The organism is Bartonella sp. OC16QHHD (assembly GCF_042194035.1).
GTDB lineage: Bacteria > Pseudomonadota > Alphaproteobacteria > Rhizobiales > Rhizobiaceae > Bartonella.
Window position 1 is genome coordinate 1 of sequence record NZ_JBHIMJ010000060.1, and the last position, 9704, is coordinate 9704.

Annotated in this window: 14 protein-coding genes and 1 pseudogene; 13 read left to right on the top strand and 2 right to left on the bottom strand. The window is 45.7% G+C overall.

The genetic code is table 11. The annotated features are described in order from the left end of the window. Positions 1-254: 254 nt before the first annotated feature. Together ACFIK1_RS06335 and ACFIK1_RS06340 are read right to left on the bottom strand one after the other, a co-directional pair. Positions 255-773 (bottom strand): helix-turn-helix domain-containing protein, encoded by a 519-nt coding sequence (locus tag ACFIK1_RS06335; RefSeq protein WP_375662358.1) that lies wholly within the window; start codon positions 771-773, stop codon positions 255-257. Between the two features lie 79 nt (positions 774-852). Next, positions 853-1380 (bottom strand): helix-turn-helix domain-containing protein, encoded by a 528-nt coding sequence (locus tag ACFIK1_RS06340; RefSeq protein WP_375633712.1) that lies wholly within the window; start codon positions 1378-1380, stop codon positions 853-855. 147 nt (positions 1381-1527) lie between these two features. Between ACFIK1_RS06340 and ACFIK1_RS06345 the strand changes: the two genes are divergently transcribed. The 13 genes and pseudogenes from ACFIK1_RS06345 to ACFIK1_RS06405 all read left to right on the top strand — a co-directional run. Further along, positions 1528-1833, top strand: a complete 306-nt coding sequence (locus tag ACFIK1_RS06345; protein ID WP_005864619.1) for a helix-turn-helix transcriptional regulator — start codon at positions 1528-1530, stop codon at positions 1831-1833. Between the two features lie 73 nt (positions 1834-1906). Next, positions 1907-2047, top strand: a complete 141-nt coding sequence (locus ACFIK1_RS06350; protein ID WP_273755279.1) for a hypothetical protein — start codon at positions 1907-1909, stop codon at positions 2045-2047. Further along, positions 2031-2429, top strand: coding sequence for a hypothetical protein (locus ACFIK1_RS06355; protein WP_375633713.1), 399 nt, complete (start codon positions 2031-2033; stop codon positions 2427-2429). The genes ACFIK1_RS06350 and ACFIK1_RS06355 overlap by 17 nt, the downstream gene beginning before the upstream one ends. Beyond that, positions 2429-3313: a ParB/RepB/Spo0J family partition protein gene (locus tag ACFIK1_RS06360; RefSeq protein WP_375662359.1), complete on the top strand. Its 885-nt coding sequence runs from the start codon at positions 2429-2431 to the stop codon at positions 3311-3313. Before ACFIK1_RS06355 ends, ACFIK1_RS06360 begins: the two co-directional genes overlap by 1 nt. Next, complete coding sequence (locus ACFIK1_RS06365; RefSeq protein WP_012232200.1) at positions 3310-3768, top strand: hypothetical protein; 459 nt, start codon at positions 3310-3312, stop codon at positions 3766-3768. Before ACFIK1_RS06360 ends, ACFIK1_RS06365 begins: the two co-directional genes overlap by 4 nt. Next, positions 3765-5744 (top strand): transposase domain-containing protein, encoded by a 1980-nt coding sequence (locus ACFIK1_RS06370; protein ID WP_375662360.1) that lies wholly within the window; start codon positions 3765-3767, stop codon positions 5742-5744. Before ACFIK1_RS06365 ends, ACFIK1_RS06370 begins: the two co-directional genes overlap by 4 nt. Before the next feature lie 348 nt (positions 5745-6092). Then, a complete protein-coding gene (locus ACFIK1_RS06375; RefSeq protein ID WP_375662361.1) occupies positions 6093-7124 on the top strand; it encodes an AAA family ATPase in 1032 nt (343 codons plus the stop codon). Then, complete coding sequence (locus tag ACFIK1_RS06380; protein ID WP_375662362.1) at positions 7121-7396, top strand: hypothetical protein; 276 nt, start codon at positions 7121-7123, stop codon at positions 7394-7396. Before ACFIK1_RS06375 ends, ACFIK1_RS06380 begins: the two co-directional genes overlap by 4 nt. Continuing rightward, a complete protein-coding gene (locus ACFIK1_RS06385) occupies positions 7393-7644 on the top strand; it encodes a hypothetical protein (protein ID WP_375662363.1) in 252 nt (83 codons plus the stop codon). The genes ACFIK1_RS06380 and ACFIK1_RS06385 overlap by 4 nt, the downstream gene beginning before the upstream one ends. A gap of 14 nt (positions 7645-7658) precedes the next feature. Continuing rightward, on the top strand, positions 7659-8282 hold the full coding sequence (locus ACFIK1_RS06390) for a DUF3164 family protein (RefSeq protein ID WP_375613741.1): 624 nt from the start codon (positions 7659-7661) through the stop codon (positions 8280-8282). A 10-nt stretch (positions 8283-8292) separates the two neighbouring features. Then, entirely contained in the window at positions 8293-8910 is a 618-nt protein-coding gene (locus ACFIK1_RS06395) for a regulatory protein GemA (protein WP_375662364.1), read from the top strand. Between the two features lie 6 nt (positions 8911-8916). Further along, positions 8917-9324 carry a helix-turn-helix domain-containing protein gene (locus tag ACFIK1_RS06400; RefSeq protein WP_375629092.1) on the top strand — a complete coding sequence of 136 codons (408 nt, stop codon included), beginning with the start codon at positions 8917-8919 and terminating at the stop codon, positions 9322-9324. An 87-nt stretch (positions 9325-9411) separates the two neighbouring features. Next, positions 9412-9704 (top strand): annotated as a pseudogene (locus ACFIK1_RS06405) (peptidoglycan-binding protein); the annotation flags it as partial.

A 9704-nucleotide genomic window follows, 5' to 3' on the forward strand; every position in this document is an offset into this window, starting at 1 on the left:
TGAAAAATTTTGAAAAGTCTGTGAAAGCCCAGAAAACCGCCTTTGAAGACCCTGTGAAAAAAATCACTCCAAAAGTTCAATCGATTCCAAAATCAGCCAAAAATAACCAAAAAAGCAAAAAAGATTTTCACCTATTGATGATTATCTATTTTTAGAGGCAATATATACTTATTAATCAAATAGTTATATTATTTTTTTAATGTAAAAAGATTTTCATATCGATTTTTCATATTAAAGAGGCATTAAGCTGTATCTTATTTAGTTTTGGAGTGTTCTTTTTCAGCTTCTATTTGACGCTTTAAATGCAATTTTAAAAGAGGTAAAATAAGCTCGATTTCTTCCGTGTCGTTGATGTCTTGAACAAGCTCTTGCAACTTTATACAAAGTTCCGCCGCGCGTTCCGCTATATCTTCAGGAGGGATCTTTATATTTGCATCGCGATAGGTTGTATAAGCTATGCGACCAAGCTTTTTCATGAGACCAGCAGGGATGGTAGGTGCTTTAAAACCAGCTGCTTTCGCTTTTGCCATGTTACTAAACATTTCACCTTCACCCTTAACGAGCCAATCTAAGGATATTCCACAGCGATCTTTATATATTCGCATTATAGATACAGGGGGTTCTTGTAAACCCGTTTCATAATTGCGCATAGTCGTTTCGGGAATTTCAAAATGTCTAGCAAATTGCTTACGCTCTGTGAAACCAAGGGTGTGTCGTATTTCACGCAATCGTTTTGCTAGTTCTGTTTTAGGTTCTAGTTCGGGGCGTGCCAAAAATGCTCCTTATTTATATTTAGGTTAGCTTAAATTACAGGATTTTAAAAAGAGATTCCCCATTCATCTTAGAGAGGCATTAAGCCGTATCTTGTGTAGCTTCTAGATGTACTCTTTCAGCTTCTATTTGACGCTTTAAATGAATTTTAAGAAGAGGGAAAGTCGCTTCGACTTCTTCCGTGTCGTTGATGTCTTGAACAAGCTCTTGCAGTTTTTTATAAAGTTCCGCCGCGAGTTCCGCTATATCTTCAGGGGGGAGTTTTATTTTAGCATCGCGATAGGTTGTATAAGCTATACGACCAAGCTTTTTCATGAGTCCAGCAGGAATGGTAGGCGGAGAGATATTGAAAGACCGAGCCATCATCATGTCTATAAACATTGCATCTTCACCGGTCAAAAGCCAATTCAGGTTTACTCCAAATTTTTCTTTATATGCTGATAAAACCGTTGCATCTGGAGTTCTATCACCGCGTTCGTAATTTCCAAGCCCTTGAATACTGATACCAATTTTAAGTGAAAATATATCACGAGATAAGCCCACAAGCTTTCTAACTTCTGTGAGTCGTTTTGCTAATGCAGTTTTGGGCTCATTTTTTTGTCGTCTCATATTATAAATGTTTACAAATGGGGTTGACTAATATCCCATTTGTAGATATACCTCATATTAGAGCCCGATACGAAGGGCGTTTATTATACATTTAACCCCACAAAAAACGGATGGTTTGAGCATCCGTTTGAAGCAGGAGCGAAAGTTATGACAACCACACAAACATGCATCCAAGTATGGGATCGCCATAGTATTTTAGCCGAGCTACGCCGCCGTAATATGACCTTGGCGGAGCTCGCGAAAGCTTATCAACTCTCGTCATCCAGTGTTCAACATATCTGGACACGGTCTAACGAGAAAGCCGAACGTGCTATTGCCGATTTTATCGGTTTGCCCGTCGAGCAGGTTTTTAGCGACCGCTACCCCAAAAGTCGCCGTCGCATTTTTAAAGCAGCAAAACATGCCAATACAGATTCGCGTGCGCATTCTGCTTTGCGCGGGAATGCTGCTTGAACTTCGTTACACGGCTTTGCGCTTTTGCGCATTTGCCATGAATTTAAATACCATAAGATAAAAAGGTTTATCAATGTCTAAAGATCAGTACGAAATAGGCAAGATAAATTGCATAGAGTTGCATCATAGAACAGCCGTTTGCATGGGTTGGTTCTGGCGATTAGATGGTGGTCATATTGTTTTTATAGGGGGTGGTTATGGTTGCTGCTTATAATTTATGGACGCCCGAGGCAAAAAGAGAAATCTTTAATCCTTATTCAGAAGCTGAACGTTTGGAAGCTATGCTTGCCTGTTCTTTAAAAGCCGTGAGTGGTGGCTTTCGGCATGTACCGATCCGGTATATTATTGACCCTCCGCATGGATTGTTTGATGCGATATTAGCGCGGCAAATTGCCATTCATATTTTGCATTATCAATTTGAGGTGCCGCGGCGGCGTATTGTTGCGATGCAAGTACGGAAGCAGACTGCTATCTTTCTTGCTTTGCAAGTGATTAACCGGCGTTTGGAAGAACCCGTTTTTGCGAAAGCTTATCGAAGATGGGCGGGGCGTGCGATGGATTTATTCTTACGAGAAATGGAAAAGGCGGGGGCGTGATGGCACAGTTTCAAAAGCTTGCTCTTGATGTGATTGTGGTGCCGGAGCGTATACGCCCTGTGGATGATGAGCATGCCAAGGCACTTGCACAATCAATAGTGCGGGAGGGATTGATGAATCCGATTACGGTGCGCCATACCCCTAATGCTAAAGAGGGTAATTACACGCTTATTGCTGGTGCACACCGGCTTCGTGCTGCTGAGCTTTTGGGCTATAGTGACATTGATGCGGTTGTGGTGCAGGCGGATAAAGAGAATGCTGCGCTTTTAGAAGTGGCTGAAAACCTGTTTCGCAATGAATTGTCTGTTATTGATCGTGCGCTTTTTGTCCAGACTTACCGCGAATTGTGGGAAAAGAAGTATGGGGAGATTCAACGTGGTGGTGATAGAAAATCAAAGGTGCAAGTTGCACCTTTGATCGGTGGTGATGCACATTTAAAGCAATTGGGTCAAGTTGACCCTATTGCTCAAATGGAGGGAGAAGATGGCAAGAGGAGAACTTTATCTTTTGCTAAACATGTGGCGGACCGCATTGGTTTTTCTCAAGATGTTGTAAAACGTCTTAACTGTATTGCCCAGCATCTACAGCCAGAATTACGCTCTGTTTTGCGGGGGACGGCATTGGCTGATAATCAAGCGCAATTGTTAAAATTAGCGAAGATGGAGCCGGTTGCGCAACGGCGGGTGGCGATTGCGCTCCAACAGGTTGAGGGAGATTTACGGCGGGCTATTGATTTGGTCAATGGGATTAATACGCCGCCGCAAATTAATGAACAGGAACGGATTTTTGCTCAGTTATTGGGTGTTTGGCAGAGGGCGGATGCGCAGACAAAGGCGCGGTTTTGTGATTATCTTGCAAGAGAACGAGGGGAGGAGCAGGCATGAAGAGGCATGGTTGCGGGCAGCTTGATTTTTTCCAAAAGCCGGTTTTTCCCTGCCGCGAACCGGTTGCGCAGATTGATTTAGGGCGGTTTCGCTCGCGCATTAAGCGAGCGATGGCGCGGGCTTTGAGAGAATGCCGGCATGAGCGCAGTGTGATTGCGGAGCGTATGGCGCATTATTTAGGGATTGGGTGTTTAAGTAAGGCGAGTTTGGATGCTTATGTTGCGGAAAGTAAGCAGGTGGATATTTCCCTGCCGCGGTTTAAGGCATTTGTGCGGGCGACAGAGGCATTTTGGCTTTGGGATGAGGTGGTGAGTGAAGATGGATTGTTGCTGTTGCAAGGGGATGAGGCACGTTTAGCAGAGATTGCGCGGTTGCAGCAGGAACAGCGGGAGATTGCAGCGCAATTGAAAGCCATGCGCGCAACGCCGGTTCGCATTAAAAGGGGGCAGCCATGAAGGAATGGTTTACTATTGCCGAATTGGCTGAGGCAGCTTTGCCAGGGTTGCCAAAAACAAAGATCGGTCTCAACAATCTTGCGCTTAAGAAATGGCGTTTGAATAGACAATTGTTTCGCCAAACATTAGGCAAAACCAAGCCGGTTTGGGAGTATCACATTTCCTTATTGCCGGAGGGGGCGCGGGCGGCGTTGTTGGTGCGGTTTGGTGGGGCTGTTGATGTGAAACAAACGCAAGGGGAGCAAAAGACAAGTATTTGGGTGCGTTATGAGGGGCTTTCAAAGGCGCATAAAAGGCGCTGTGAAGAGCGTTTGAAGGCACTTTGCTTTTGGGAAGATTTGCTCCATGCCGGTATGGGTGTGCATGATGCGGCAAGTTTGAGTGCGGTGCAATTTGGTGTGAGCCGGATGTCGCTTTTTAATTGGCGGCAGATGGTGGAGGGGTATGAGCGCCCTGATTGGTTGGCGGCTTTAGCGCCTTGTTATGGTGAGGAGAATGTTTCGCAATTTGCGCCGTGTCATGATGGGGCGTGGGAGGTTTTTTGTTCGGATTATTTGCGCCCCTCTAAACCTGCTTTTTCGGCGTGTTATCGGCGCATGGTTTCTGTTGCGCAGGAGCGGGGTTGGCTGCCCATTCCTTCAGAGCGGGCTTTGCGGCGTCGTTTTAAGGCGCAAATTTCCAAAGCGGTTGTGGTTTTAGCGCGTGAGGGAGAAGAAAAGGCAAAAAAGCTTTATCCAGCCCAACGGCGTGATCGCTCAAGCCTGCATGCACTGCAAGCTGTGAATATGGACGGGCATAAGCTGGATGTTTTTGTGAATGTTCCTTGGACAGAAAAGCCTGTGCGGCTTTATCTGATTGCCATTCAAGATCTTTATTCGGGCAAGATTTTATCGTGGCGCTTATCGGATGCTGAGACTTGGGAAATCGTTCGTTTGGTGATTGGGGACATGGTGGAAGCTTATGGCATACCGGAGCGTATGACCTTGGATAATGGGCGCGCTTTTACCAGCAAGTGGATTTCTGGAGGTGTGCAAAACCGCTTTCGTTTTAAGATTAAGCCGGATGATCCGCGAGGGCTTTTGACGAGTTTGGGTGTGCAATTGCAATGGACCACCCCTTATAGCGGACAGTCTAAACCGATTGAGCGGGCATGGCGTGATCTGGCAGAAGTGATTTCGAAACATCCCTTTTGTGCAGGGGCTTATACGGGCAATAAACCGGATGCCAAGCCTGAAGATTATGGCAAGCGCGCGATAGGATTTGAAGTGTTTAAAGCCCATGTTGGTGCGCAAATTGTGGCGCATAATGCGCAAGCGGGGCGTAAGGCGGTTAATTGTGCGGGGCGCAGTTTTGATGAGACCTTTGCAGAAAGCTTGCAAGCCGAGGGGACGATTATTCGGCAAGCAACGGCAGCACAACGGGCTTTATGGCTTTTAACCTCTGAGGCGTTGCGTGCGCAAAAGGGTACGGGGGAGATCCATTTTTATGGCAATCGTTATTGGGCGCGGGCGTTGAATGAGCATGCGGGGAAAAAAGTGATTGTACGCTTTGATCCGGATAATTTGCATCAAGATTTACGGGTTTATGATTTGAACAATCGGTTGCTTTGTTTGGCACCATGCCTTTGTGATGTAGGTTTTTATGACCAGCAGGCGGCGCGTTTGAATGGGCGTTTGCGTAAAGAATATGTGAAGGCTGTTAAAGCAGAAAAACAGCTAGCGGCAAAGCTTGCGCCTGATCACTTGGCCGATGTTTATGGGCGCCTTGAGAAAAAGGATGAAGCGTTCAAATCGAAGCTTCCGATAAAGCCAAAGGTGAGCCGCTTGATGCCAAACAATGTGGGGAATTTAGCTTTGAAAGCAGACGATGATGAGGCTTTGGGGGCTCGAGAATTTAGTCAACACTTGCATAAAGCTTTGAGAAAGCTTTCCGCCTCTGATGAAGAGCGTGAGGTGATCAAGTTTCCCAAGCAATAGAATAAGGAACTAGGAAAAGAGAGGGGGGGGTTATAAGAATTCTCAAAAGGAAGCTGGTTTTGTATCGCGTATCAGCTTGAAGCGTTAACAAAGAAAGGGGGGGAGGAATCTTAATCCTTTAAAAGTCTAATCAATACATGAAGTTTCTAGGTATCTTTGCCTGATCGGGTGAGATGCGTGGAGTTAGCAAGTTCCCTGATGTGTGAGAAAGAGAGGGGATTTGCAAGGTTAGCCGTTTTAGTATCGCGTACGGCTTTTAAATGTTCATTCTAAAGACAAAAGATAAGGGGCGGGTGGGAGCCCTTCCCCTTATCAACAGTCTAAAATCAATACGAGAGGGGAATATACATGAAAAACGCGATAAATGCAACGGTCGATAAAAATCCTTGGGCGCGACCTAAAATCCAGCCTAATGGAACAGCACAAAACCGCAACAGTGATGACATTGCTTTATGGAATGAGCTTGTGGATGCGGTGAGAGCTTTGGGGCAAATGAATGATTGGTCGAAAGCAGAGGTGGCGCGGCGCATAGGCATGCCGGATGGGACGTTTTCGCAATGGTATGCGGGCAGTTATGCGGGGCAATTGGGGAAGCAAAATGCGAAGGTTCACCAATGGGTTGAGGTTTTAAAGGAAACAGCGGGGTTTTTGGAGAAGATCCCTGAAAAACCAGCCTTTCAGAGGAATCGAATTGCCAGTGAGATTATTGATACTTTAACACTGGCACAAAGTACGGGGGATATGGTGATGATTACGCTTGATGCGGGCAGTGGTAAGACCGAAACTTGCCGCCATTATCGCTCTACCCGCCCGCATGTTTATCTGGTGACAGCAAGCCCGCATACGCGCAGTGTTCACGGTATTTTGAATGATATGGCAGCAGAATTGGAAGTGGTGGAATATAATCCCACCCGCTTAACGCGTGCGATTGGCAAAAAGTTAGAGCGTGTTGGTGGCGGAACATTGTTGATTGTTGATGAGGCGCAAAATTTAACGGATGAAGCGATTAATCAGTTGCGCCACTTTGTTGATATCAATGGTACGGGGTTGGCTTTGGTTGGCAATGATGAAATCTCTGGACGGTTGGTTCATCGTCAAAATGGTCCCTCTTATGCGCAAATTAAAAGCCGATTGGCGATGCATCTGAAACGGCGCAAGCCCTATAGTGAGGATATTGCAGCGCGCATTCATGATTGGGGGATTGAAGATGTTGGTGCGATAAAGTTTTTGACAGGGATAGGCTTAAAGGCTGGAGCTTTGCGGCAAATTGACAAAACCATGATGTTGGCACGCATGGCAGCGCTTGGAGATGGGTGTGAGGTGACTTTGAAACATGTCAAAGCGGCATGGAAAAACCGTGACGTGGAGGAATTGGCATGATCTCTTTATGCGACAAAGAATTATCCGATACGCTTGTTGGTCTTTATGACGATTATCAATGCGGTTTTGATATTGGAGAAAAGCTTAAATTGTGTGTTGATTTGGCGTTATTGCTTGAATTGGAGTTGAGTGTTCATCGTTTGGGGGAAGCGGATGCGGTTTTAGAGGGGCAAGTTGTGGAAGCTTTACGTTGTAGCCAAGCGCTTCATGCCAAGAGTGATGATGGTGAGAAAGGAACGGTTATTCATATGGATTTTGGAGGAGGAAAATGATGGAACGGAACCCTTATATGGTGAGAGATTGCTTGGTTGCTTTGCGTTCTGCTTTACTCAAGCATGAAATGGAGGGCATTTTTCTGAGTGCGAAAGATGTTCGAGAATTGAATGATTATTTGCGTCGTTTGGCAGGCTATAACCACGTTTTAGGTCATGAGCTTATGCGGTGTCGTTGGCAATTGAAAGCGGGATGTGCGCCTTCTTCAGGGGATGTTGTGCCATTTCGTCGGTTTCAAAAAACATAAGGAGGAAGTTGGTGATGAATCCACAAATTGAACTTGAAGGTACGCGTTATATGAAGGATGCAAAAGGGGCTTTGGTGCCGGTAAGTTTGATCCGCCCTGCGGATTTGTTAGAGGATGAAACGGTGCGCAAAATTATGGGTTTTGCGAAAGAATTATCGGCAAGGATTGCACGTTTTAACAACCATACGATTGCGGATTTGAGTGATTTTGATAGCTTGCTTGCGCAAGAATATGGTGTGGAGCGGCGTGGCAAAAAGGGCAATTGTACTTACACAAGCTTTGATGGTTTGCAACGCATTAAGGTGCAGGTACAGGAAAGTGTTGATTTTGGACCGCAATTGCAAATTGCCAAAAGCCTTCTTGATGAGTGTTTGAATGAATGGTCTGCGGATGCACGTCCTGAAATCCGTGCGATTATTACGCGTGCGTTTAATACGGATAAAGAAGGCAAGGTGAATCGGGGCGAGATCTTTATGCTGTTGCGTTTGGATATTGATGATCCACGCTGGAAAGAGGCGATGCGTGCCATTCGTGAAGCGATCCGTGTGACAACATCTAAGGAATATGTGCGTTTTTATGAGCGCGATACATTAGAAAGCGCTTGGCGTGCTGTGACCATTGATCTGGCGAAGACATGAGGGGGGAGAGATGTCTTTAGCTGTCCTTCATATGGGAAAACGCGCGTTAGGTCTTGATGATGAGACCTATCGCGCACTGCTCTATCGCTTGACAGGCAAGCAATCGGCGAAAGATTTGAATTTTTCAGAAAAGCACTTGGTTATCGCTGAAATGAAAGCGTTTGGTTTTAAGCCGAATGGGAAGCGTTTAGAGGGGAAATATGCTAAGAAGCTCCAGGCGCTCTGGATTGCTGGGTGGAATCTTGGCATTATTCGTGATCGTTCAGATAAGGCGTTGCTTGCCTTTGTGAAAAGACAGACAGGGATTGATCATATTCGTTTTTTACGCGATAGCGATGATGCATGCAGAGCCATTGAGGCGTTGAAAGGTTGGTTGCAGCGTGAGGGTGGGGTTGACTGGAGAGGGAAAAAGATTCAAGATTCTTGGCAGAAAATGCCAGGATATTTGATTTTGTGTGCCCAATGGAAGTGTTTGAATCCCGATGCTGTGTTTGATGTGGAATCTTTTCATCAAAGTGTTATGGCGTTAAGTGGTAAAGCTTTTGGTGAGATGAGTGGGGGCGACTTTAGAGAAGTGATGAATGTTTGGGGGCGGAAAATCCGTAAAGGTGTTAAAAGCGAGGGGTAAGCATGTATGCAAGAGGAAATCTATAGCGATTTTCCTGCCTTATTGCGTGAAATAGCTGATGTTGCGGGCAGTGAAGCAGCATGGAATATGATGCGGGCTTTTGGTGGACGAGAAGTTTATATACCCGGGCGTCTTGAGAGTGCGGATTGGTTGATTGAAATTGTTGGGTTTGAAGAGGCGCAGCAACTCATCAACCATTTTTGTTTTAATGGTTCGGGAGTGCGTCTTCTTATCCCCCTTGGCAGAGATGCTGAACGGCGGCAAAAAATGGTGCAAGCGTTGCAAAAAGGCTGGTCGGTGGATGCTGCCGCTGCTGTTTCTGGTATGCATGTGCGCACAGCCTATCGCTTGAAAAAGAAAATTTCTTTGCAAGAACCACAAGGTTCGTTATTTTCAGAGTTTTATGAGTATTGAGAGTTTTGACTGACAGTGTCAGGCTTATATTGGGGGTTTGAAATCCGATAAACTGCGAATGAATTTTTATTCATTGAGTGGTTTGTTATGGTTTCAATAGATGCTTCTTTTCTTCATCGCCTTGCGCCTAAATTGGCGCATCATGCGCGCCAAGATTTTATTATTGTTGAAATGGCACGCGTGTTGCCTAAAGCTTTATCTTATGGGGCACTCACAACACCGTTGCGTATTGCACATTTTTTAAGCCAATGTGCCCATGAGAGTGATGGCTTTTTTACTGTTTGTGAATATGCCTCAGGGCGCGCTTATGAGGGGCGGCGTGATTTAGGCAATGTCAACCCTGGGGATGGGGTGCACTTTAAGGGGCGTGGTTTGATCCA

Excerpts from the sequence above, each read along its gene's own strand:
- ACFIK1_RS06340 (WP_375633712.1), bottom strand. The coding sequence starts at position 1,380 with ATGAGACGACAAAAAAATGAGCCCAAAACTGCATTAGCAAAACGACTC.
- ACFIK1_RS06400 (WP_375629092.1), top strand. The coding sequence starts at position 8,917 with ATGCAAGAGGAAATCTATAGCGATTTTCCTGCCTTATTGCGTGAAATA.
- ACFIK1_RS06360 (WP_375662359.1), top strand. The coding sequence starts at position 2,429 with ATGGCACAGTTTCAAAAGCTTGCTCTTGATGTGATTGTGGTGCCGGAG.
- ACFIK1_RS06370 (WP_375662360.1), top strand. The coding sequence starts at position 3,765 with ATGAAGGAATGGTTTACTATTGCCGAATTGGCTGAGGCAGCTTTGCCA.
- ACFIK1_RS06380 (WP_375662362.1), top strand. The coding sequence starts at position 7,121 with ATGATCTCTTTATGCGACAAAGAATTATCCGATACGCTTGTTGGTCTT.
- ACFIK1_RS06385 (WP_375662363.1), top strand. The coding sequence starts at position 7,393 with ATGATGGAACGGAACCCTTATATGGTGAGAGATTGCTTGGTTGCTTTG.
- ACFIK1_RS06375 (WP_375662361.1), top strand. The coding sequence starts at position 6,093 with ATGAAAAACGCGATAAATGCAACGGTCGATAAAAATCCTTGGGCGCGA.
- ACFIK1_RS06350 (WP_273755279.1), top strand. The coding sequence starts at position 1,907 with ATGTCTAAAGATCAGTACGAAATAGGCAAGATAAATTGCATAGAGTTG.
- ACFIK1_RS06345 (WP_005864619.1), top strand. The coding sequence starts at position 1,528 with ATGACAACCACACAAACATGCATCCAAGTATGGGATCGCCATAGTATT.
- ACFIK1_RS06390 (WP_375613741.1), top strand. The coding sequence starts at position 7,659 with ATGAATCCACAAATTGAACTTGAAGGTACGCGTTATATGAAGGATGCA.
- ACFIK1_RS06355 (WP_375633713.1), top strand. The coding sequence starts at position 2,031 with ATGGTTGCTGCTTATAATTTATGGACGCCCGAGGCAAAAAGAGAAATC.
- ACFIK1_RS06395 (WP_375662364.1), top strand. The coding sequence starts at position 8,293 with ATGTCTTTAGCTGTCCTTCATATGGGAAAACGCGCGTTAGGTCTTGAT.
- ACFIK1_RS06365 (WP_012232200.1), top strand. The coding sequence starts at position 3,310 with ATGAAGAGGCATGGTTGCGGGCAGCTTGATTTTTTCCAAAAGCCGGTT.